General features: G+C 64.9%; 18 protein-coding genes. 9 read left to right on the top strand and 9 right to left on the bottom strand.

The features are described from left to right. Positions 1-2: 2 nt before the first annotated feature. The 4 genes from Harman_RS08310 to Harman_RS08325 all read right to left on the bottom strand — a co-directional run bounded on the left by Harman_RS08310 (position 3) and on the right by Harman_RS08325 (position 5,827). Entirely contained in the window at positions 3-2,531 is a 2,529-nt protein-coding gene (locus Harman_RS08310; RefSeq protein ID WP_137683341.1) for a DEAD/DEAH box helicase, read from the bottom strand. A 66-nt stretch (positions 2,532-2,597) separates the two neighbouring features. Next, entirely contained in the window at positions 2,598-3,197 is a 600-nt protein-coding gene (locus tag Harman_RS08315; protein WP_137683342.1) for a dolichol kinase, read from the bottom strand. Further along, positions 3,198-4,985, bottom strand: a complete 1,788-nt coding sequence (glyS, locus tag Harman_RS08320) for a glycine--tRNA ligase (protein ID WP_137683343.1) — start codon at positions 4,983-4,985, stop codon at positions 3,198-3,200. It lies immediately after the preceding gene. Continuing rightward, the gene (locus tag Harman_RS08325) at positions 4,982-5,827 is read right to left on the bottom strand and encodes a CBS domain-containing protein (RefSeq protein ID WP_137683344.1); all 846 of its coding nucleotides are present in this window, start codon (positions 5,825-5,827) and stop codon (positions 4,982-4,984) included. Before Harman_RS08325 ends, glyS begins: the two co-directional genes overlap by 4 nt. Positions 5,828-6,212: 385 nt before the next feature. Between Harman_RS08325 and Harman_RS21485 the strand changes: the two genes are divergently transcribed. Then, positions 6,213-6,380, top strand: a complete 168-nt coding sequence (locus Harman_RS21485; RefSeq protein ID WP_200830860.1) for a DUF7556 family protein — start codon at positions 6,213-6,215, stop codon at positions 6,378-6,380. Positions 6,381-6,529: 149 nt separating this feature from the next. Continuing rightward, positions 6,530-8,116, top strand: coding sequence for a phosphoglycerate dehydrogenase (gene serA / locus Harman_RS08330; RefSeq protein WP_137683345.1), 1,587 nt, complete (start codon positions 6,530-6,532; stop codon positions 8,114-8,116). Positions 8,117-8,150: 34 nt separating this feature from the next. On the opposite strand, the gene Harman_RS08335 is transcribed toward serA, so the two are convergent. The 5 genes from Harman_RS08335 to Harman_RS08355 form a co-directional block, all read right to left on the bottom strand. Then, positions 8,151-8,366, bottom strand: coding sequence for a hypothetical protein (locus Harman_RS08335; protein ID WP_137683346.1), 216 nt, complete (start codon positions 8,364-8,366; stop codon positions 8,151-8,153). A gap of 92 nt (positions 8,367-8,458) precedes the next feature. Then, entirely contained in the window at positions 8,459-13,636 is a 5,178-nt protein-coding gene (locus tag Harman_RS08340; RefSeq protein WP_137683347.1) for a DNA polymerase II large subunit, read from the bottom strand. A 1-nt stretch (position 13,637) separates the two neighbouring features. Further along, complete coding sequence (locus tag Harman_RS08345; RefSeq protein WP_137683348.1) at positions 13,638-14,060, bottom strand: PPC domain-containing DNA-binding protein; 423 nt, start codon at positions 14,058-14,060, stop codon at positions 13,638-13,640. A gap of 190 nt (positions 14,061-14,250) precedes the next feature. Further along, on the bottom strand, positions 14,251-14,760 hold the full coding sequence (locus tag Harman_RS08350; RefSeq protein ID WP_137683349.1) for a 2'-5' RNA ligase family protein: 510 nt from the start codon (positions 14,758-14,760) through the stop codon (positions 14,251-14,253). Between the two features lie 40 nt (positions 14,761-14,800). Further along, positions 14,801-14,989, bottom strand: a complete 189-nt coding sequence (locus Harman_RS08355; protein ID WP_053966794.1) for a DUF7554 family protein — start codon at positions 14,987-14,989, stop codon at positions 14,801-14,803. 157 nt (positions 14,990-15,146) lie between these two features. On the opposite strand from Harman_RS08355, the gene Harman_RS08360 reads away from it, so the two are divergent. The 7 genes from Harman_RS08360 (at position 15,147) to argC (ending at position 22,722) form a co-directional block, all read left to right on the top strand. Continuing rightward, a complete protein-coding gene (locus Harman_RS08360; RefSeq protein WP_137683350.1) occupies positions 15,147-16,241 on the top strand; it encodes a helix-turn-helix transcriptional regulator in 1,095 nt (364 codons plus the stop codon). A gap of 134 nt (positions 16,242-16,375) precedes the next feature. Continuing rightward, positions 16,376-17,173 (top strand): hypothetical protein, encoded by a 798-nt coding sequence (locus tag Harman_RS08365; RefSeq protein ID WP_200830877.1) that lies wholly within the window; start codon positions 16,376-16,378, stop codon positions 17,171-17,173. A gap of 386 nt (positions 17,174-17,559) precedes the next feature. Beyond that, on the top strand, positions 17,560-18,843 hold the full coding sequence (locus tag Harman_RS08370; protein ID WP_137683351.1) for an argininosuccinate synthase: 1,284 nt from the start codon (positions 17,560-17,562) through the stop codon (positions 18,841-18,843). A 4-nt stretch (positions 18,844-18,847) separates the two neighbouring features. Then, entirely contained in the window at positions 18,848-20,374 is a 1,527-nt protein-coding gene (gene argH, locus Harman_RS08375) for an argininosuccinate lyase (RefSeq protein ID WP_137683352.1), read from the top strand. A 165-nt stretch (positions 20,375-20,539) separates the two neighbouring features. Then, entirely contained in the window at positions 20,540-20,704 is a 165-nt protein-coding gene (gene lysW / locus Harman_RS08380) for a lysine biosynthesis protein LysW (RefSeq protein WP_004590364.1), read from the top strand. A gap of 87 nt (positions 20,705-20,791) precedes the next feature. Further along, positions 20,792-21,688, top strand: a complete 897-nt coding sequence (lysX, locus tag Harman_RS08385) for a lysine biosynthesis protein LysX (protein WP_137683353.1) — start codon at positions 20,792-20,794, stop codon at positions 21,686-21,688. Then, on the top strand, positions 21,685-22,722 hold the full coding sequence (argC, locus tag Harman_RS08390; RefSeq protein ID WP_137683354.1) for an N-acetyl-gamma-glutamyl-phosphate reductase: 1,038 nt from the start codon (positions 21,685-21,687) through the stop codon (positions 22,720-22,722). The genes lysX and argC overlap by 4 nt, the downstream gene beginning before the upstream one ends. The last annotated feature ends 3 nt before the right edge of the window (positions 22,723-22,725 follow it).

Raw genomic sequence — 22,725 nt, forward strand, 5'->3', positions numbered from 1 at the left:
GGCTACGGCTCGTAGTCGCTGGCGATGACTTCCCGGATCCGGTCGGCGGTCACGTCGCCGATGCCGGACACCTCAAGCAGGTCTTCCTTCTCGGCGGTCATCACCGCCTCGACGCTGCCGAAGGCCTCTAGCAGCGTGCGCGCGGTCACCGGGCCGACTTCGGCGATGGCGGCAACGACGTACTCCTGTTGTTCCGGCAGGGTCTTGGACTGTTTCTCGCCGTGGACGCTCACCTCGCGGTCGGCCACCTCCTGTTCCCGCTCGGCGATGACTTCCAGCAGGTCGGCGGTCTCGTCCTCGTCGCTGGTCCGCAGCACGCTCGCGCCGAAATCGACCGCCAGCGACGCGAGCGCGCCCTGAATCGCCTTGTGGTGGACGTTGCGCGCACCGAAGAGGTCCTCGCCCTCGATGACGACGACGGGACGGGCGTAGTTGCGCGTGGCGTCCCCGACCTGCTCGAACATCGACCGGTCGCCCCCGGTCAGCGTGTCCATGAAGTCAGCGACGGTCTTGCGCTCGACGACGACGCGATCCGAGAGGACGTAGTCCCCGACGGCCAGCGTTTCGAGTCGGGTCTCGATGCCGTCCCGTGTCGAGAGATCCCGGGCGATGTTCGAGTCGAGTTCCCGCTGGTCGGCGACGATTTCGACGGGGTCGTCCTCGTCGTCGCGTCCGGCGGTGGCGACCGTCGCATCGTCCGGCGTTTCGCTACTACCTTCCTCTCCTGCTCTCTCGTCGCTATCGGCCGCTTCCGACGGGTCGTCTGCGAAGGCGTCCAGCCCGGCCTGGCCGTCGCCGTCGTCGTTCTCATCTGCTGACTTGTTAGCTGCGCTACCCCTTGCGTTTCCAGTGGAATCAGACTGCTGTCTGGCGGTTTCCGAGTCGCTAGTTCCACTCGAAGCCGTCCCCTCGATGTCGGACGCGTCGCCGTCCTCGCTCTCTTCCTCATACTCATTGAGCCCGGTCTGGTCGAGGCGGGCCTCCAGTTCGCCGGCGACGCTTTTGAGTTCGTTCAGCTCGCGTTTCATCCGCTTCTGGTCGTTGCGGGCTTTCCAGAAATACGCCTCGTCGCGGGTGTCCTCGGCCAGCAGGACGACGACGCGGCCCTCGGCCTGTCGGCCGGTCCGGCCCTTGCGCTGGATGGCTCGAATCGCGGTCGGGACCGGCTCGTAGAACAGCACCAGGTCGACCTCCGGCACGTCCAGGCCCTCCTCGGCGACGGAGGTGGAGACGAGCACCTCGAACTCGCCGTTGCGGAACCGGTCCAGCGTCTCCTGTTGCTGGCTCTGTGTCATCCCCTCGCTCCCGTCGGTGTCGCTCTGGCCGACGAACTTCTCGGTCTCGAAGTGGTCCGAGAGGAAGTCGACGAGCGTCTCGGCGGTGTCCCGTGACTCCGTGAAGACGATGACGCGCTCGCCGTTCTCGATGCCCAGCGTCTCGGCGAGCAACATCCGGGTCTGGCGGAACTTCGGATGCAGGTCATCATAGCTGTCGGCCTTCCGCATCGCCTCCCGTACTTTCGGCTCGCTGACGAGGCGCTGGTCGGCCTTCGACGCACCCGAGGAGCGGGCGGCCTCCTTCAGCCGCTCGAAGTACCGCCGCAGGGACTCGACGCTCTGGGTCTCGACGTACGTGACGGCGGTCCGGAGCTTGCGAATCTCCGCGAGGAGACTCATCCCCTGGTAGCCCTCGCTCTGGTCGTTGTTCATCAGGTCCCGCAACTGGCCCTGAATCTGCTGAATCTCCCGTTCGGAGATATCCGCCGAGGACTTGTTGGTGACGCCCAGTTCCTTCAACTGCGAGAGACGGTCTTTGATGACCTCGTTGATGGCGTCGCGGATTTCGACGACGACTTCAGGTAACTCGATGCGGTTCCAGTCGACACTGGTGTCGTGGGTGAACTCGGCCACGTCGGCGTCATCCTCGGTCATCACGGCAACCTCGCTCAGCCCGAGGTTCTCACACACTTCGAGTATCGCCTCCTCGTCGTCGCCGGGGGAGGCGCTCATCCCCGTCACAAGCGGGTTTTCGGCGTCGGCGTGGTAGCGGTCGGCGATGTAGTTGTAGGCGTAATCGCCGGTCGCCCGGTGGCACTCGTCGAAGGTGCAGTGGGTCACGTCGGCAAGGGAGATGCGGTTGCCGACGAGGTCGTTCTCGACGACCTGTGGCGTCGCGATGACGATTCGGGCGTCCTCCCACAGCGCGGCGCGGTCGTCGGGCCGGACTTCGCCGGTGAACACGACGACATCATCGTCGTCGATTTCCAGCGCTTCGCGGTAGAACTCGGCGTGTTGCTGGACTAGCGGCTTCGTCGGGGCCAGCATCAGCGCTTTCCCGCCGACGGCGTTCAGCCGCTCGGCAGTCACCAGCAGCGAGACGGTCGTCTTGCCAAGGCCGGTCGGGAGACAGACGAGCGTGTGGCCGGCGCTCGCTGTCGCCGCCAGTTCGGTCTGATACCGACGGTTCTCCAGAAACTCCGGCGTCACCAGCGGGCGCTCGACGTACTCGCCACCGGCGTCGGTGGTCGCCATTACTCACGCGTTCGGCCCCGCGGTGGTTAAGGGTTCAGATACCGCGGTGAAAGTGAATGAGCGGCTTCAGAGGCCGAGCCCTGGCAGATACTGGACGCCGACCCACATCGCCAGCGCGCCCAGCACCGGAATCGAGAAGTTGTCGTCGATGACGTAGCCGGCGATACGCGGCTTGACGCCGTCGGCGAACGTTGCTGCCGCGCCGCCGAGGACTGCCGCAGCGGTTGAGACGAACGGCGACGCGAGCAGCGTGCAGACGCCGAACATCACCAGCAGCACCCAGGCCTGTTTGACGTTGCTGGCGTCGCTGGAACCCAGCAGGCCGCTGATCGGGTCGCCGATAGCGAGCATCAGCATCGCCGGGACGGCGATGTCGGTGGTCACGCCCGGTAGTCCCACGGCGAAGGCGACGATGGCCATCCCGACGATGTACAGCGCGTAGCCGGCGGGGTTGTCCTGCTCATATTCGCGAGTGAGCCGGTCGTACACCACCCAGTCCAGCCCGGTCGTCAGCCGCACGGCTTCGAGAACGACGACGACGACCAGCGCCACAGCTAGGAACCCCTGGACGACGCGCCACGTAATCAGATCCGGCCGGAGCAGATGCGCAACCGGCACCGTCGCGCCGGTGACGTGGACGAGTCGACGGGATACCTCGTCGGCCATCTACAGGTCGTCGAAGGTGAGGTCGCCGGTTGCGAGCTGTTCGAGCCGGTCGGCGAGGCCGTCGATGGAGAGGCGCTTCTGCTCGGTTGTGTCCCGCTCACGTACTGTGACTGTTCCCGCTCGCGGCTCATCGCCGCTCGCGCTGTCCGAGGCGCGTTGCGCCTCGCTGTCTTCGAGACTTTCGTAGTCCACAGTGACGCAGTAGGGCGTCCCGACCTCGTCCTGCCGGCGGTAGCGCCGGCCGATGGCTCCGGAGTCGTCGTAGGTGACCGAAAGCCCTGCGGCCCGGAGGTCCTCGGCGATGTCAGTCGCGAGGTCGGCCATCCCGTCCTTATCCATCAGCGGGAAGACGCCGACCGTCGTCGGAGCCTGCTCCGGCGGAAGGTCGAGGTAGGTCCGTTCCTCGCCGTCGACCTCGTCGGTCTCGTAGGCGTGTGCGAGGACGGTGTAGATGATCCGTCCCACGCCGAAGGAGGGTTCGATGACGTGTGGCCGGATGTGTTCGCCGTTTTCGGTGACCTCGTCGACGCTGAAGTTCGTCTCCTCGACAGGGACGGTGTGGGACTCGCCGTCAATCTCGACGGTGACCTCATCGCCGTCGAAGGCATCGGGGTCGCGCTCGGCCAGCGCTTCGAGCGCGTCGGCGACTGCGCCGGCATCGCTGCCGAACTCTGGCCCGAGGTAGCTCATGTCGGGGTCGACAGTCGCCCGTTCGACGGTGATCGGATCGTCGTACTGCTTGAACACCGTGTAGTCCTCGCCGGAGTGTTCGGCGTGTTTCGAGAGGTCGTAGTCGCCCCGGTAGGCAAAGCCGGTAATCTCGATCCAGTCGCCGTCGACCTCGCTCTCGGCGTCCCAGCAATCGGAGGCGTAGTGGGCGCGCTCACCCGCGAGATGCTGCCGATAGCGGAAGCGGTCCATATCCACGCCGATGCGCTCGTACCACTCCTTCGAGACGCCGAGGTAGTAAGCGACCCACTCGCTCTCGACGACGCCCTCGTCGACGGCCGCACGAACCGTGAGTTCGCGTTCGCCGCCGTCTTCGGACTCCTGTGCCGCGGCGGAGTACAGCGGCAGCGTCACGTCTTCGACCTCGTCCAGCGGCGGTTCGTCTTCCTCGGGGTCGATGAAGTGTTCGAGTTCGGCCTGGGTGAACTCCCGGACGCGGACCAGCGACTTCCGCGGGGAGATCTCGTTCCGGTAGGCCTTGCCGATCTGGGCGACGCCAAAGGGGAGCTGATTGCGGGCGTACTCCGAGAGTTGCGGGAACTCCACGAAGATGCCCTGTGCGGTCTCCGGGCGGAGATAGCCCGGCGACGACGACCCCGGCCCGATGTTCGTCTCGAACATCAGGTTGAAGTTGTCGACCGGCTGGTCGGCCAGGGACGTGTGACAGGAGGGACACTCGATGCCGTGTTCGGCGATGAGGTCCATCACCGCCTCGTTGGGGAGTGATTCAGCCTCCTCGATGTCCGTGTTGTCCTCGACGAGATGGTCGGCGCGGTGAGTCGCACCGCACTCGCCGCATTCGACGATCATGTCGTCGAAGCCGTCGAGATGGCCCGAGGCCTCGAAGACGGGCTCGGGCATCACGTCGGGGGCGGAGATTTCCTGGTGACCTTCCTTGACGACGTAGCGGTCCCGCCAGGCGTCCTCGATGTTCGATTTCAGCGCAGCGCCTTGTGGGCCGTAGGTCCAGAAGCCCGCCGCGCCGCCATAGGCGCTCGAAGAGGGGAAATAGAAGCCGCGACGCTTCGCCAGCTCGGTGAGACGCTCGCCTTCGCTCATAGGCCTCGCAGCAGGTCGATGTCCCGCACGATACCGGTGAGTTCGTCACCCGACAGCAGCGGGATCTGTTCGATGTCGTGTTCGATCATCAGCTGGGCCGCCTCCTCGGCGGTGCGGCGCTTGTTCACCGTCACGACATCGGCGGTCATGAACTCGCGGACGGGTTCGACCGGGAGTTCGACGTTGCGGGTAGGCATGTACCGCCCGCCGACGGCTTTGATCCCCTCCCAGGCCCAGTCGTCGTCCTGGTTGGCGATGGAGTCGCCGGTGTCGTCCTCGCCCTCGACGACGCGAGCGACGGCAATGATGTCGACTTCGGTGAGCATCCCCGACATGTCGCCGTCGTCGCCCAGTACCACCCCGTAGGGGACGTTCGCGTGGGAGAGTTCCCGCTCGGCGACAGTCAGCGGGGAGCCCTCGTACACGCAGTTGATGTCTCGGTTGGCGAGGTCACCGACAACCGTGTCGCCTCCGACATCGCCGTTGGCGATGGACCGAATCACGTCAGTGACTGTGATGATCCCTTCCAGACGGCCGTCGACGATAGGGAGGCGGCGCTCGCCGTCCTCGACCATTACCTGTGCGGCGGCTTCGATAGACGTGTCCCCGCTAATCGTCGGGACTTCCTCGACAAGTAGAGCTAGCTGGTCTTCGTCGGGACTCTCGATGAGTGCATCGCGCGAAATAATCCCTCTGAACTCCTCACCGTCGTCGGTCTCTTTGATGACTGGGACCGACGAGAAGGCCTGCTCTTGGAGGTACTCCAGTGCGTCGTCACGGGTACCGGGAATGGTGACCGTGACGACCTCCGAGCGTGGCGTCATAGCGTCTGCGACGTTCATACTGCCAGAACTTCCTCCCCGCATCTACTAAGTCCTTAACATCCGTCCGTTTTCCGGACCCGACTGATCCGCCGCGGCCTGCTCCACCCCTCGATGAGCGAGCGATTGCCGACCAGTGTCATTGGTCGTACTGACGGTTCCCGAACCTGGTGGGCCGAACAACTTCGTCTTCTGGTATATTTGATATCCGTATCTTCGCATGATCAGAATCGGCTCCTCACCTACTGAACGTTGAATTATAAGGATTTAACTATGTTAGCCCATGAACCGGACCATGCCTATATTGACAGGATTCGTACTATTGTCAGACTCCTGCCGAAGGCGTGAACCTCTCCCCTCTACGGGTTTCGCTAAATTTTTATAGGGTTGTTACATATTATCATGCATGGAGTCGGATACTGTCGCTCCGATTGAGATGGCCGCGGACGGAGAAATCATGGCGTCCGTCGAAGAGGGTCCAACGGACCAGCTCATCGTCGCCGATGTGACCCGAGACGACGCCTATCTCACAACCCCGCTCGCGGACGCTGCTTCGCTGCCGGCCTGGCGATAGGTCGCCACCGGCTGCTGACTGCAGATCCTTCTTCCCAACGAGTCATCCGGTAGACCACTCTTTCGGCAGCGCGTCGCTCCCGGCCACCGCGTGCGCTCGCCCGGGCGGAGAAAACAAGCGTTATGCCGCCCCGGTAAGTTCGACTCGATATGAAGGTACTCGTTACGGATCCTATCGCTGATGCCGGTCTCACACGACTCCGTGAAGCGGGTCACGATGTCGAAACAGCCTACGAGGTCGAGGGTGACGCGCTCCTCGATGCGGTGGCCGACGCGAACGCGCTCATCGTCCGCTCGGGCACCGAGGTTACTGAGGAGGTCTTCGAGGCTGCCCCGGACCTCATCATCGTCGGCCGGGCGGGCATCGGCGTGGACAACATCGACATCGACGCCGCCACGGACCACGGCGTCATCGTCGCCAACGCCCCGGAGGGCAACGTCCGCGCTGCCGCCGAACACTCCGTCGCAATGGCGTTTGCGACCGCACGCTCCATCCCGCAGGCCCACGACCGCCTGAAAGCCGGCGAGTGGGCCAAAGGCGAGTTCCTCGGCACGGAAGTCAACAACAAGACGCTGGGCGTCGTCGGCTTCGGCCGCGTCGGCCAGCAGGTCGCAAAGCGGCTCGGCAGCCTGGGTATGGACATCGTCACGTTCGATCCCTACATCAGCCAGGAGCGCGCCGACCAGTTCGGCGCGGAGCTGGTCGACGACCTCGATGACTGTCTCGCCAAGTCCGATTTCATCACGATCCACACGCCGCTGACCCCCGAGACCGAGAACATGATCGGCGAGGAGGAACTCGCCGAACTCGAAGGCGGCTACGTCGTCAACTGCGCCCGCGGCGGCATCATCGACGAGCCGGCCCTGGCTGAGGCCGTCGAGGACGGCGTCCTGAAAGGCGCGGCACTGGACGTGTTCGGCGAGGAACCACTGCCCGAGGACAGCCCGCTGCTCGACGTTGAGGACATCATCCTCACGCCCCATCTGGGCGCGTCGACGGAGGCCGCACAGGAGAACGTCGCCACCTCCACGGCCGACCAGATCATCGCCGCGGCCAACGGCCAGCCCGTCGCTAACGCCCTGAACGCGCCGTCCCTGGACGAGGCGACGTTCAAGCAGGTCGGGCCGTATCTCGACCTTGCCGACACCGCTGGCCGTATCGCCGTCCAGCTGTTCGACGGCCACATGTCCGAAGTCGAGGTCTCCTACGCGGGCGACATCGCCGAGCAGGACGTGGAGTACGTCACTGCCAGCGCGCTGAAAGGCGTGTTCGCGCCCTCCGACCTCCAGGTCAACGCTGTCAACGCGCCCCAGATCGCCGAAGACCGCGGCATCGACGTGACTGAGTCCAAGACCCGCTCTTCCGAGGACTACCAGAGCCTCATCACCGTCACCGTCTCCGACGGCGAGAAGTCGGTGTCAGTCTGTGGGACCCAGTTCGGGGGCGAGGAACCCCGTATCGTCCGCATCGACGACCACCGCATCGAGGCCGTCCCCCACGGCCACATGCTGGTCGTCCGCAACAAGGACGAACCCGGTACTATCGGCTTCATCGGCTCCGAGCTGGGGAAGGCTGACATCAACATCGCCGGGATGTTCAACGGCCGCGAGACCATCGGCGGGGAGGCCCTGTCCGTCTACAACCTCGATGAACAGCCTCCGAACGATCTCATCGAGCGCCTGAACGCCGACGACCGCATCATCGAGACGACCTACGTCGAACTCGGCGACGAGTAATCGCAGTAGAACTCTTTTGAAAGCCAGTTGCGGCTTACCGTCCGTCGATGACGCGCTCGTAGCGGTCGACGACGGCCTGCCGCTGCTCGCGCTCCTGTTCGAGCGCGGTTTCGAGTGTTGCCACCTGCGAGCGCAGTAGCGCGATCTGTATCTGATAGATCGTGCTGGGCGTCTGTCGGGTCGACGGTAACGGGGGTCCCGACCGGTCCCCGGAGTCAAACAGCGGCGCTGAATCGCGGGACGAGGCCATACCCGTGCCAGGGCCGCCACGGCCAAAAACACCCGTCGGACGGTCGTCACGCGCCCGTCAGTCGCCCTGAGAGGTCCGGGTGACGCTGTCGTTTACATGAAGTCCGCGATGCCTGACTGCTTGTTGTGGTCGTTCTCGAACACAGATTCGATCTTCCGTTCGAGGATCTTGAGCCGCTGTTTCGTGTAGTCCCGCGCACCGAACTCGTCGGCGACGCGGATGGCCGTGTCGATGTACTTGTTGACCGACCCCTCGTGGACGGTGAGGTTGACGCGACCGCCACACTCCCGGCAGTCGCCGGTCAGGGGCGCGCGGCGGAACGACTCGCCACAGTCCAGACACCGGACCTCCTGTCTGGAGAAAGCCCGGAGGTTCCCGATGAGGTCCGGCAGGAAGTGGTACTCGATGATGCGCTCGGCCACGTCGCTCTCGACGACGGCCCGGAGCTTCCGGGAAATCTCCAGCTGGGCGTCCATCTTGTCCTCCATCGAGCCGAGCGTCTTGTACGCCGAGAGGTCCGGCCCGGCGGCGATGTTCGCCGTGTCGTGGGTGTGGCGGAACTCGGTGTACTCGCGGTCGGTCCCCAGCGTCTCCTCGGCGATCTTCATCACGTCCTCGACTTCCGTTGGGTCCCGCATCTCGCGGGTGGCCTCGTAGAACTCGCGCGGATACGAGTCCATGATGTCCATGTTGTGGGCCTCGTCGTCGATCTCACTTGGATCGATGCGCGAGGACATCACCAGCGGTGCGTCCATCTGCCCGCCCCGCTGGTTCGGGAGGTAGGACTTCGAGAAGTTCAACAGGCCGTCCATCAGGAGCATGACGCAATCTTCGTCGCCGTCACACTGCTTTTGCGAGGTATCGTTCGCAATCAACGAGTGTGTGTCAGCAACAGTGAGACAGTACGTGTGGTCAACGTCGGATCGGATTGGCGAGATCTCGGTAATCTCGTCGACCAGATACTCTCCACTCCCGCCGTCGAAAACCCGTCGCCCAGTCGGCGTCGTCTCATTTACGTGTTCCACCAGTCGCGTTCGTTTTCGCGAGAGGTGCAGGTCGACCGTCTCAGCGAAACGAATGGCATCGGTCGACGTGATGTGCAGGATGTACGACCGTGCGGACATCGAATTGTCGTCTATATCGTAGAAATCCGGGAATTTCTCGACGAGCGGAACCGGGTCAGTGGTAGTAACTCGCGCTGTGATACCAAGCCGCGTGAGTAATGCGAGCAGATCCTCTTTCAGTTCCCGGCTGACTGTCGTCGCTGATACCTCTAAGGCGCTTTTCGCAACCGTCCCATCGCCACTGAAATAGCCGCTGAGATACGCGGCAACGAGATCATCGGGGGCGTCGAAGATGCACGACGGGACCCGCTTGTCTCTTGCACTCGTCCCACAGTCGAGCACCGTCTCGAAGAACACGCGCGGGAGTCGCCCCGAAACGGTGACTTTCACGTCGTTCTCCCGGTAGGCGTCGACGCCGAGCGCGTCTTCGAACGTCTCGACGAAGAAGTCGCGTGCCTCTGTTTCGTCACCCGACACCGTCGTTTGGTGAATCGTCCCTTTCGCCGTCGACTGTTCGCGAGCAAACCCCTCTGCCGTGTAGTAGCCAAGCAGTGTTGCGAGGTCCTCGTCTAAATCGACGAACCGGTCGATCTCGACGGAATCCCGTTTCATGCCGAGCCTGATATCGTCGGGGATCTGTTCGACGACGGCATCCGCTGATCCGAGTAGATCGATAAGTAGGGAGACGGGCAAACTCTCTCGGTAGAGGTAGTTACTCAGCGCCTTCTTGCTGAGACCGAGGAACTCCGCGGTGCTCTTTAGCGGATAGAACGTCCCTTCCCAGTCTGCTTCGAGCGCATCTGTAAACAGGTCGTAGAGTGTCTCCTTGGCGACGCCTTTCACGATAAGCGATTCGTCGGGTATCTCGTCGCAGTCGATGAACTCCTTGAGGAGGTCGTACCGAGGTGCGGAGCCTTGCACAGCTACCTGTGACGGTTTCACTAACGAATCACTCGTCGTCAGTTCGCTCGCTCGTTTGCTCGCCAGCCCGTCGCCGTCGAAAATGTGCATCTCGTGGTCTGGCGTGACCGTCACCTCTCGACCGCTCCGCGTTTCGACGGTGATGAGGTGGTCCGGCGACGGGTGCTTTGACACCGCTTCGACCGGCTTTCGAACAACGTTTCCGTCGTCGTCTAACGAAGGGACCCGGACCTCGCCGTCAAGTTCCTCGACGAGCGTTCCGAAGTCGTCTTCGGTCGGGTTGTCCAGGTACTCTTCGACGAGTGTCGCGATATCGTCGTAGCGCCACTCGCCGCTCTCGTCTTCGTACCAGAGTTTCGTCTCCGGGTGGAAGCAGTTCCGACGCTTAGCAGCGTGGAAGTAGGGATGCGCGTAGCCGACGGCCGCCGAAGTGAAGCCGACGACGCGGCCGACCGTCGCCGCGCTGGTGTGGGGGGCCATCCCGAACACGAGTTCGCCGACGAGGTCCTCGCGGTCGTCGAACTCGTAGAAGCGCTCCAGCCCGTAGTACTGCTCTAAGAGGTCGTCGACGAAGCGAGCGGTCTGGAGCATGTGTTCGGCCGCGCCGTCCGAGAGGACGATGTCCTGCACTTTCAGTTCGACCAACTGGTCGTCGTGGGTGAGCGGATCGCCGTGGATGTCTTCCTCGTAGCCCAGGCCGCGAAGCCGCTCGGCAGACACGTCCAGTTCCGAGGCACGAACCGCCGTCACCGGGAGGTCCGTCATGTCGTAGCGGACCGTTCCGTCCTTGAACGCCGACACGTCGTGTTTCGCCCGGAGGATACCCTTCTCCATCGGTTCGGGGACCTTCTCCTCGGAGGTAAGTCCTTTGACGGCTTTCAGTTGGTCGAAGGCCGTCTCGCGCTCGCCGACGTGTTGCAGCGCGTCGCGGTAGGCCTCTTGCAGGTCCAGGGTCTTGTACTGGGTCGGCGAGGCGAGCGTCTCACACCGCGAACACTCCGCGCGGCCGGACTCGTCCGGTTCGACCTCGGCTTCGCAGTCGGGACAGACGTACACCGGTTCGGTGGTCCCGCCGCACTCCGAACAGTTCGCCTCGTGTGTCTCGGTCCCGCAGTCGGGACAGCGCCGGCGGGCGATTTCCACCTCGACGCGGCCGGGTGTGTCGCTCATCCCGTCGGCGTGTTTCGTCGCCTTGGCCACGTCCCGCTGTGCGCCGCCGGCCTCGCCGATGGGGCTGAGCGTGTGGACGGCCGGCGAGAGGTCCCGGCGCTCGGATTTCTCGGGGCGTCCCATCCGGTTACCGATGCGAGTCGGGGCGCGCTCTCGGACCTGGAACGGCGCGATTTCGTTGATCGCCTTGATGGCGTTCTGGCCGTCTTCGCGCTCGGCGTCCTCGGCGACGCCGATGGCATCGAGGGACTCGCTGTCACCGTAGGTTCCGGCGCGCTCGGAGAGGTCCGACGGCGTCCAGTCGCGCTCCAGCGACCGGGAGAACCCAAGCGTTCGGACCAGCGGGACCCAGTCGGTGACCGCGACGGTGTCGTCGTCCTGCGTGTGTTCGACGAGCAGGTGTTCGAGCGTCTCCTGCACGGCGTCGGTGCGGGGCAGGACAAGCGCGCCGTCGTCGCTGGCCGGGCCGTCGTTGCCGGCACCACCGCCCGCTGCGTTCTCAGCGTCCGGATCGGCGTACGCGCCGTCGGCCTGTGCGACTCGGCCGTCCGCGACGGCGTCGGCGAGCGCACACATCTGGTCGACGCTCACGTCGTGCCAGAGGTAGGTGTATTTCGGGTGCAGCGGGGCGTCGTACTCGGTGGCCCACTCGATGGCTTCCTCGGCGCTGGGGTCGGCGAGGTCGATATGTGGCGAGTCCCGCATCGCCTGTACGTCCGCGCCCGCGGCGTCGAGGTCCTGCTCCCACCACTCGACGGTGTAGGAGGCCGGTGCGAGCGGGTGGTTGTTCTCGACGAACTCCCCGTAGTTGACCAGGTATTCGCCCAGGTCGAGTATCTTCTCGACGCCGTTGCGGACTTCCAGCGCCTCCTCGGCGTCGTCGATGCGTCGCACGTCGCCGTTGGCGAGGCGAACTGTCGGCCCCTCGATGGTGTCGACCGGCACGACGCCGGCGGCTTTCCCCGGTCGTTCGGTCTTGATTTGCGTGCCGGTCGCGAGGAAATCGTCGACCAGATGCATCGTCGCCGGGTGAACGCCCGCAGTGGCGAACCCGTGGTTTCGCGCGCGCCCGTACCGGAGTCGGAAGCCGCCCGCCTTCGACGGGTGGGAAAACACCGGGCGGCCGGCGATGAGGTCCCGGAGGTATTTGTCGGCAGGGTCGACGCGCGGCGGGCCAGCCTGCTCGGCGTCGTCCTCGCTGTCGTCGTCGGCTCCCCCGCTCGCGTCGTCGCCGTTCTCGTCTTCTGCGCCGTCCTCCTGGTCGTCCTCGTCCTTGCCGATGGTCCCGTCGATGAGGTCCTGCAGCCACGGCCAGTCGACCTCATCGAGGTTTCGGGTGTAGCGCTGGATTTTCGGCGCTTTCAGCGCGATTCCCTCGGCCAGCACCAGACACATCCCGCCACGCGGCGAGTTCGAGTCGACGCGTTCGAGGTCGCGGTAACCCGACACCTCCTCGTCGCCGGTTGCCTCGCCGTCCAGCATGATCGGCATGTGCTCGGCGATGAACTTCGTCTCCTTCTCCTTCGGGGAGTACTGGAGGCCGGTGTCCTTGTCGTAGAGGTCGATTTCCTCGGCGTAGCGGCCGATCTCGTCGTCGCGGGCCTTGTACTGGTCGATGCCAAGCAGTGCCCGGGCGTAGTCAGCGACCAGCACCGAGAGTGCCTGTGCTGTTCCGCCGGCCGAGCGGATCGGGCCGGCGTAGTAGACGTTGATGAACTCCGTGCCGTCGTCGTTTTCCAGCAGCTCGACGCGGTCGATTCCCTCGATGGGGGCGGCGACGACACCCTCGGTCAGCAGGGCGACGGCGGTCCGGACCGCGCCTTCGACTTTCCCTTCACGGCTGTCGTAGTCGCCGACAGTCCCTTCGACGAAGTCGTCGACCAGTTCCAGCGCGGCCTCTTCGCGGGACATCTCGCCCTCCAGTTCTCGCACCCGCTCGGCGACGCCGTCGATACCGAGGATGTTCTCGACCCGGTCGGCCATGTCGCGCGCGGTCGGGATTTCGACTTCCGGCTTCGGATCGCCGCCGCGCTGTTTGGCCCGTTCTGCGACATCGAAGGCGGCTTCGAGCTGGGTTTCGAGCGTTTCGAAGTACTGTTCGTCGGCCTCCCGCATCTTAGATGTTCCAGAGGTCCAGATCGGTCGGCTCGTCGTGTTCTCGCTCCAGTGTCGTGTCGAACCCGCGGACGTACAGTTCGCCCGCCCAGACGGTGCCGGCGTTCAGGTGGCCGGCGACCGCCTCGCCGTCGGGCCGCGAGAGGACGGCGTGGGTGTGGGCGAATCGCTCCCCGTCCAGATGCGAGATGTTGCCCATGCAGGCGGCGACCTCAAGCGGTTCGTCGAAGGTCAGCGAGTCGTACTCGGTTCGGTCCTGGTCGTAGAACATGAGTTCCGCGTCCTGGACCGCCCCAAGCCCGTAGAAGAAGCCGGCGTCGATGCCCTGTTCGTCCGCGAAGGCCTCGATTTCGGCGCGCCAGTCCGCACCGTGCTCCAGTCGGCAGACGAACTCTGACGTACTGTCGACTTCTCGGTAATCCATATCTGTACTGGACGACAGGCCGCTCCAAAAGCGTTGCTTTCGGTCCGACCGTTTATATCCGAAGCCGGGACCACCGCCGCTGTGACGTAGCCATGGCCCGGCGCGCCCAGCGATTGTGCGGCACACCGCGTCGGGGCGACCGTGCCGCCTGTTCGCCATTCATCCGGGGGCCCTCCGCCAGAGAGCACCGCTATGCCGGCAGCGACACCCGACTGACCGGCTGGTTCCGGTCGGCGTCGTAGAAGGAGAGTTCGTCGATGGTCCATCTGATTGGCTCGATGTCCCGCTCGACTAGCCGTGCGGCCGCGTCGCGGTCCCCGCCGCGGGCGACGGTCACGTGTGGGACGTACTCGTCGCCCTCCATGTTGTCGACAGGGTCAAAGCGCTCGCAGAGCCGCTCATGCAGGGCGACCAGTCCGGGACTCTCGACGGTGAGATACACCACCGGTGATGGGCCGGTCACGGCCGCCTCAAACTGCTCGATACCCGAAATACGGGCTTCGAATGCCGGCTGGCCGCGAAGCACCTCGCGCCCCTTTGCTTCCAGTTGCGCGTAGGTCGCGTGGTCGCCGTCGCCCAACCGCTTGGCGACCAGCGTGTGCTCGCCCCGTCCCCGCCGCTGTGCGAGCGGCAGGTCTGCCGCGAGGTCGGCCGCAAGCGACGTGACTGCCGACGGGAGCGGGACGTTGATGCTGTACACAGTGGGCGGGTCGCCCGCTGTCGGCAAAAAGAGCGCGGTCCTACAGCCGGTCGAGCAGCCACAGCACGATGAGAACGACCAACACCACGCCGAGTATCGGCTGGAGTGGTCCGAGGAGCCACCCCAACAGCCCGACTGCCGTTTCGAGCACTTCGAGCCCTAACCAGATCACAATGAGGACGAGGACGACCTTTAACAGGGTGTCCACGTCGAGTTTGGCTCTATCCATGCTCGAAAGCACTCCCTCGCGTGGCAAACCCCTTGTGGCCGTGATGTCTGGCGATTGATGGCTCTTCGGCGACTGGCCTGGGATGTAAGGCCGCTGACTATCAGTTCACACAATCGGCAATAAACGATATACCTCCCGAGGGGATAGCCGCGGTAGGATGGGCCGGACCGTTGGAACGCTGGTAGTTATGCTCGTCGCGACAGCCCTGCTTGTACCGACAGCGACCGGGGCCGGCTTCGGCGGTCTCGAACAGCAGTCGGTCGACCCGGACGTAGTCGTGATGACCGCCGACGTAGAGGCTGGCGGTGACGCAGCCTGGACAGTCGCGTATCGCATCCGACTGGACGACGACAACGCCACGCAGGCGTTTGACGACCTGCAGGCGGATATTCAGGCCAACCCGTCGGCGTACACGGACCGCTTCGAGAGTCGGATGCAAGGAACTGCCGGAGCCGCGGAAAACGCAACTGGCCGCGAGATGGCTATCGAGAACGTCACCGTGAGCACGCGCGAGGAGACGTTCGGCCAGACCTATGGCGTCATCTCCTACCGGTTCCGGTGGACGAACTTCGCCGCCGTCTCTGATGACCGAATGGAGATCGGCGACGCGCTGTCGGGGCTGTTTCTCGACAGCGAGACTTCGCTGACAGTGCAGTGGCCGGCGGGCTACCAGGCCGATTCGGTCGCGCCACAGGCTGACGAACGGGGGAACGCTTCTGTCACCTGGCGCGGCCAACAGGAGTTCGGTGAAAACGAGCCACGCGTCGTTGTCAGTCCGCAGGCCACCGGTGGGGACGGAGGTAACGGCCCCTTCATTGTCGGTTTCCTCGCACTACTCGGTATCGCTGCGGCAGCGTACGCGCTCCAGCGGTACGGCGTACTCGGCGGCGGTGAGCCGGCCGAGCCGCCGGCGACGATGGTCGAATCAGATGACCCGCCGTCGGACCAGCCCGTAGCCGGCACGGACGCCGACGCTGGCGCACCGCCGGCGGAACTGCTTAGCAACGAGGAGCAGGTCCTGCAACTGCTCGAATCGAACGGCGGGCGACTCAAACAGCAGCAGGTGGCCGGCGAACTCGACTGGACCGACGCTAAGACGAGCCAGGTCATCGGCGGCCTGCGCGAAGAGGAGAAGGTAGAGACGTTCCGTATCGGCCGGGAAAACGTGGTGACGCTTCCGGATACCGACGTGACCGGCAGGAGTGGTGACGAAGGCGACGGGGCCGACAGCGGCGACAAAACACAGTCATAAAGCTATCGACGCTTCACAGGGACTCGTGGACCGAAACCACCGCAGTATTGCGGTTTTAATCCGGCTTAATCGGCGCTAACCCGGCATCACGGACTCCTATTTATACGGTGTTCGCTGGTCAAGTAATTGATATGATGCGACGAGCCACTCCGGTGTTGCTGGCACTGTTGCTCGTGGTGAGCACGCTTGCCGCAGTACCCGCCCCGACGATGGCACAGGAGACCGAAACGGTGACCGAACAGGCCGACATGAACGCGACTGCCCCCGGCGCACAACTGGCGGGCGTCGTCAGCGTACAGGAGGCCGAACTGGATGGTGAAGTCCAGTCACGGACGTTCGGCGTCCGCGTCGCACAGGCGAACACCGACGACGCCAAGGCCGCCGTCGTCGCCGACCAGCTAAACGACTCCGAGGCACGGCTCGCGGACCTCCAGCAGCGCAAGCAGGCGCTAAACGAGGCTCACGAGAACGGGTCGATGAGCGAGGGCGAATACCGAGCGAAGATGGCACAGCTCCACGCTGAGACGAAGAACGTCCAGCGGTTAGCGAACGAGACGAACGAGACAGCCAGCCAGCTCCCCGCCGAAGCCTTGGAGAAGCGGGGCGTTGACGCGACGGCCATCAAGACCCTCTCACAGCGGGCGAGCGAGCTGAGCGGCCCGGAGGTCGCGGCTATCGCCAAGGGTATTGCCGGCCCGAACGTCGGTCAGCAGGCTCGACCTGATGACGCGCGTAACCGCGGCGGCGACACAGCGAACCGGACCGAGACGGACGACCGCCCAGGGGCCGGGCCGGAACGGACCCCGGCGGGTGAGCGGACCGACGAGATCGACGCCACGCCGACCAACGAGACGGCTACCGACGGTAGGGAAACCGAACCACCGACCGGCGGCAGCGGGTCCGGGTCCGATACTGCCGACGCTAACCGATAACGCAAGTCAGCGAAGACACCGTTCGAAGGCCCGTCTCACGCGATTCTGTGTACTGCAACAGGTGACGCGATGACTGCCAGGCGTTTGCGTCTGTGGACCATACACACGACACTTCGAACACGGAAACTATTAGTACTCGACTCACACAGCAGCAAGTACATGACGCGGACCCCTCTCGTCACGACGCTCGCTGCGGACAGCGAGGGGTCCGACCGTTTCTCCCCACGACGACGACGACCGGGCCGTTTCTAGGCCCACTACTACTCACTCTTCATTCGACAGGTTCGATTCGTCGCCAGACGCCGTCGTCGTCGGTTCGACGGGCATTCGGTTGCTATTGACCGGAAACCGACAGGCACACCACGGAACCAACCCAGAACACATCCATGCCAGAAGGAAACGGAACCGTCGCGCTCGCCTTTTCGGGCGGGCTCGACACGACAGTCTGCGTATCGCTGCTGAAAGAGGAGTACGGCTACGACGAGGTCATCGGCGTGACCGTCGATGTCGGCCAGCCCGACTACGAGTTCGAGGAGGCCCAGGAGACCGCCGAGGCGCTGGGCGTCGAACAACACGTCGTCGACGCCAAGGCGGAGTTCGCGGACCTCTGTATGGAGGCCGTCAAGGCAAACGCCGACTACCAGGGCTACCCGCTCGGGACCGCCCTCGCGCGCCCGGTCATCGCCAAGGCCATCCTCTCGGTCGCTGAGGAAGAGGGCTGTTCGGCCGTCGCCCACGGCTGTACCGGCAAGGGTAACGACCAACTGCGCTTCGAGGCTGTCTGGCGCGACTCCGATCTCGACGTGATCGCACCGGTGCGTGAACTCGGGCTGACCCGCGAGTGGGAAAACGAGTACGCCGCGGAGAAGGGCCTGCCCGTCGAGGGCGGCGACGGCGGCCGCTACTCCATCGACACGAACCTCTGGAGCCGCTCCATCGAGGGCTCCGAACTCGAAGACCCGAGCATGATCCCCTCTGACGACATCTACAAGTGGACCGACAACCCCTCGGATAAAGACGCCGAACTCGTCGAAGTCGAGTTCGAGGACGGGGTTCCGGTTGCCGTCGACGGCGAAGCACTCGGCGGGGTCGAACTCATCGAGCAACTCAACGAGCAGGCGGGCTCTCACGGTATCGGCCGCACGGACATGATGGAAGACCGTATGCTCGGTCTGAAGGTCCGTGAGAACTACGAACACCCCGCGGCCACCGTCCTGCTGACGGCCCACGAAGCACTCGAAGGGCTCGTCCTCACACAGGAGGAGCGCCAGTTCAAGGCCCAAGTCGACCAGGAGTGGTCCCAGAAGGCCTACCAGGGTCTTGTCGACGCGCCGCTGACGGGCGCACTCGAAGCGTTCATCGACGACACCAACGAACGCGTCACCGGGACTGTCACGGTCAAACTCGAAGGCGGCCACTGCCGCCCGGTCTCGCGTGAGTCCGATTACGCCGTCTACAGCGAGTCGGCGGCCTCGTTCAACGAGGAGGACGTTTCCGGTGGGATCACCCAGCAGGACGCCACCGGCGTCGCAAAGTACCACGGTTTCCAGTCCCGACTTGCGAACAAGATCCTCGACGACGTGAAGAAGGGCACTGCTGTCACGGACGGCAGCGGCGAGGGCTCGGCCAACTCGAACGGCAGCGCCGCGAGCGAGGCCACGGAGGAGTAAGCAAATGAGCGACGGCGAGGACCACGAGACGGCGGACGCGGACCACGCGGCCACAGCGGGTGACGCCGACCGCGGCGACGAGACCGTTGTCCGCCGTGACCGCTTTGCGGGCGGGCCGGCCCGGTCGTTCCTCTCCTCGCTGTCCGACGACGAGCGCATCTTCGCGGCCGACCTGGCCGTCGACCGCGCCCACGTCGTGATGCTGGCCGAACAGGAGATAATCGACCGCGAAACGGCCGGTGAGGTGCTGGCCGCACTGGCGGACGTGGAGGACGCGGGCCACGGGGCGCTGCCCGACGGTGAAGACGTACACGAAGCCATCGAGAGTGCCGTCATCGAGCGCGTCGGGCCTGACGGCGGGAAGATGCACACCGCCCGCTCGCGTAATGACGAAGTGGCGGCCTGCATCCGCTACCGCCTGCGCGCGGATATTCTGGACCTCGTCGAAACCGTCGTCGGTGCCCGCGAGCAACTCATCGAGGTGGCTCGCGCCGAACGCGAGACAGTGATGCCCGGCTACACGCATCTCCAGCCCGCCCAGCCGACGACGGTCGCCCACTGGGTGCTGTCCTACGAGCAGGCGCTCCAGCGCGACACGGCACGCCTGCTTGATGCCTACGAGCGCGTCAATCAGAACCCCCTGGGGTCGGCCGCGTTTGCGGGCACGCCCTTTGACGTGGACCGCGAGCGTACGGCCGAACTGCTTGGATTTGCGGGCGTCGCCGAGAACTCGATGGACGCCTCGGCCACGCGGGATTTTCTCGCTGAGACGACCAGCGCCGTTGCCACGCTGGCGACGACCCTGTCGGGGCTGGCCGAGGACGTGGTCGTGATGGCGAGCAAGGGTCACGTCGACCTCGACGACGACTACGCCTCGACATCGTCGATCATGCCCCAGAAGAAGAATCCCGACACGCTGGAACTGGTCCGCGGGCGCACGGGCGACGCTGTCGGCGGGCTGAACGGCCTGCTGACCAACCTCAAGGGCCAGCCCCGGGCGTACAACCGCGACCTCCAGCGCGCGGGACGGCACGCCTGGGACGCCATCGACAGCATCACCGAGAGCGTGGCCGTGGCCGCCGGTGCGGTTGCGACCGCCGACTGGCCCGCCGAGACGCTCGAAGCCGCAGCTACTGACGGCTTCGCAACGGCGACCGGCGTGGCCGACCTGCTGGCGATGGCCGGCGTGCCGTTCCGGACGGCCCACGAGGTCGTGGCGGAGGCCGCCGCGGGCCTGGGTCCCGAGGAAGACGCACCCGACTACGAGACGCTGTCGGCCGTCGCCGAGGACGTGCTGGGCAAGCCGCTGTCAGCGTACGTCGACCGCGAGGCTCTGGAGGCCGCACTCGACCCGACCGAAAGTGTCGCAATGCGGGACTCTCGCGGTGGCCCGGCCCCCGACGCCGTCGCCGAGCAGGTGGCGACAGCTGAGGACGTGCTCGTGGCCGATAGCGGGGCACTGGACGACCGCCGGCAAGCGGTTTCACAGGCGGCTGACCGCCGCCGGACGGAGGTGGACCGATATGTCTGACCGACCACCGTCCCCTCGTGGGACAATTATACCATAATTCTGATATACGATTCAGAAACGTCGCGGATTCGGGCCTTTTACACCATTAGAGTGCTGTTTGTGTAATGAATTTATTCTTATATGTTCGAAGGGTTTAAGTGGATCCCCATCACAAGATGAACTACAATGGCAGAATGCATCGAGTGCGGGGCGGACGTGTCCCTGCACGACAACCTGGAAGTCGGAGAGATCGTTGACTGTACCACCTGCGGTGCCGAACTGGAAGTCGTCGGCGCCGACCCCGTCGAGCTCGACAGCGCACCCGAGCTCGAAGAGGACTGGGGTGAGTGAGGTGTTCGCGGTGGCGCGGCGCCCTGCGCCGTACGTGATGCCCGTGGCGTGTGACGCCGCGAGCCGCGAACGCACGGAGGACTCAGTATGAAAGTCGGACTCCTCTACTCGCGCATCCGCCGGGACGAGAAGCTCCTGCTGTCGGAACTGCGCGAGCGCGACCACGAGATCGAGAAGATAGACGTTCGCAAGCAGCAGTTCAACATCCACGAGGCCCCGGAGGCCTTCGAGGACTTGGACATCGTCGTCGACCGCTGTCTGGCGACCAGCCGAAGCGTGTACGCGACGAAGTTCGCGAAGGCCTACGGCGTCCCTGTGGTCAACGGACCCGAGGTCGCCGACACCTGCGCGGACAAAGTCAACAACAGCCTCGCGCTTGAGGCCGCAGGCGTGCCGACACCGAACACCGACGTGGCGTTCACGAAAGACGCGGCGCTCGAATCCATCGAGAAGTTCGGCTACCCCTGTGTCCTCAAGCCGGTCGTCGGCTCATGGGGTCGCCTGATGGCGAAGATCGACTCCCGCTCGGCCGCCGAGGCCATCCTCGAACACAAGGAGACCCTCGGCCACTACGAGCACAAGATCTTCTACGTTCAGGAGTTCGTCGACAAGCCCGGCCGCGACATGCGCGTGCTGGCCGTCGACGGCGAGCCGATTGCGGCGATGGTCCGCTCCTCGGACCACTGGCTCACGAACGCTGCCAAGGGTGCCGAAACCGACGAGTTCGAACTGGACGACCGCGCGCTGGAACTGGTCGAGAAGGCCTCCGACGCGGTCGGCGGCGGACTGCTCGGTATCGACTTAATGGAGGTCGGTATCGACGAGGAAAGCGGTGAGTTCGATGACTACACCGTCCACGAGGTCAACCACACCGTCGAGTTCAAGGCGTTGAACGAGGTCACCGATGTCGACGTGCCCGCGAAGGTCGTCGACTGGCTCGAACAGAAGGCGGCGACGGAAGCCGACGCCGAGGTGACAGCATGACCTACACGGCAAGCGTCGTCGGCGGCTCCGGCTTCACCGGCGGTGAACTGCTTCGCATCCTCGACGGCCACCCCGAGTTCGAACTGACCCAGGCCACCAGCCGCTCGAAGGAGAACAAGACCATCGGGCACTCGCACCCGAATCTCCGGCACTCGGACCTGCGCTTTTCCTCGCCCGAAGAGCTGGAATCGGTGGACGTGCTGTTCGCCGCGACGCCCCACGGCGTCTCGATGGAACAGATCGACGCGTTTCAGGAGGCTGCCGGCACGGTCGTCGACCTCTCGGCGGACTTTCGGCTCGATTCGGAGGCCCAGTACGACGAGTGGTACGACGGCCACTCGCGGCCCGAATTGCTCGAACAAAGCGAGTACGCGCTGCCGGAACTGAACCGCGAGAACCTCGCGGGCGCGGACCTCATCGCGTCGGGCGGCTGTAACGCCACGGCGACCATCCTTGGCCTGCTCCCGCTGTTCGAGGCCGATATCCTGAGCGGCGACGAGCAGGTCGTCGTCGACGTGAAGGTCGGCTCCAGCGAGGGCGGGGCCGGCGGCGGCGAGGCATCGAGCCATCCCGAGCGCTCGGGCGTCGTCCGCCCGTACGCGCCGACGGGCCACCGCCACGAAGCCGAGATTCAGCAGTTCCTCGGCATCGACGTGTCCTTCACCGTCCACGCGGTGGACATGATCCGCGGCGCGAGCGCGACCTGTCACGTCTTCCCGGAGGGGCCGGTCTCGAAGGGCGACCTCTGGGGCGCGTACCGCGGCGAGTACGAGGACGAACCGTTCGTCGAACTCGTCGCCGGCGGCGGTGGCGTCTACCGCTACCCCGAACCCAAGTCGGTCGCGGGGACGAACCGCGCCGAGGTCGGCTTCGAACTCGACCCCGGCAACAAGCGCCTGGTCGTGTTCTCGGCCATCGACAACATGATGAAGGGGTCGGCGGGCCAGGCGGTCCACGCGGCCAACGTCGCACTGGGCATCGAAGAGACGGCGGGCCTGGAGTTCCAGGGGCTCCACCCCGTCGGCGCACCGTAACCT

It is taken from the genome of Haloarcula mannanilytica, from assembly GCF_005406125.1.
Taxonomy (GTDB): Archaea; Halobacteriota; Halobacteria; order Halobacteriales; family Haloarculaceae; genus Haloarcula; species Haloarcula mannanilytica.

Coding starts and splice junctions, on each gene's coding strand:
- Harman_RS08310 (WP_137683341.1), bottom strand. CDS start 2,531: ATGGCGACCACCGACGCCGGTGGCGAGTACGTCGAGCGCCCGCTGGTG.
- Harman_RS08315 (WP_137683342.1), bottom strand. CDS start 3,197: ATGGCCGACGAGGTATCCCGTCGACTCGTCCACGTCACCGGCGCGACG.
- glyS (WP_137683343.1), bottom strand. CDS start 4,985: ATGAGCGAAGGCGAGCGTCTCACCGAGCTGGCGAAGCGTCGCGGCTTC.
- Harman_RS08325 (WP_137683344.1), bottom strand. CDS start 5,827: ATGAACGTCGCAGACGCTATGACGCCACGCTCGGAGGTCGTCACGGTC.
- Harman_RS21485 (WP_200830860.1), top strand. CDS start 6,213: ATGGAGTCGGATACTGTCGCTCCGATTGAGATGGCCGCGGACGGAGAA.
- serA (WP_137683345.1), top strand. CDS start 6,530: ATGAAGGTACTCGTTACGGATCCTATCGCTGATGCCGGTCTCACACGA.
- Harman_RS08335 (WP_137683346.1), bottom strand. CDS start 8,366: ATGGCCTCGTCCCGCGATTCAGCGCCGCTGTTTGACTCCGGGGACCGG.
- Harman_RS08340 (WP_137683347.1), bottom strand. CDS start 13,636: ATGCGGGAGGCCGACGAACAGTACTTCGAAACGCTCGAAACCCAGCTC.
- Harman_RS08345 (WP_137683348.1), bottom strand. CDS start 14,060: ATGGATTACCGAGAAGTCGACAGTACGTCAGAGTTCGTCTGCCGACTG.
- Harman_RS08355 (WP_053966794.1), bottom strand. CDS start 14,989: ATGGATAGAGCCAAACTCGACGTGGACACCCTGTTAAAGGTCGTCCTC.
- Harman_RS08360 (WP_137683350.1), top strand. CDS start 15,147: ATGGGCCGGACCGTTGGAACGCTGGTAGTTATGCTCGTCGCGACAGCC.
- Harman_RS08365 (WP_200830877.1), top strand. CDS start 16,376: ATGCGACGAGCCACTCCGGTGTTGCTGGCACTGTTGCTCGTGGTGAGC.
- Harman_RS08370 (WP_137683351.1), top strand. CDS start 17,560: ATGCCAGAAGGAAACGGAACCGTCGCGCTCGCCTTTTCGGGCGGGCTC.
- argH (WP_137683352.1), top strand. CDS start 18,848: ATGAGCGACGGCGAGGACCACGAGACGGCGGACGCGGACCACGCGGCC.
- lysW (WP_004590364.1), top strand. CDS start 20,540: ATGGCAGAATGCATCGAGTGCGGGGCGGACGTGTCCCTGCACGACAAC.
- lysX (WP_137683353.1), top strand. CDS start 20,792: ATGAAAGTCGGACTCCTCTACTCGCGCATCCGCCGGGACGAGAAGCTC.
- argC (WP_137683354.1), top strand. CDS start 21,685: ATGACCTACACGGCAAGCGTCGTCGGCGGCTCCGGCTTCACCGGCGGT.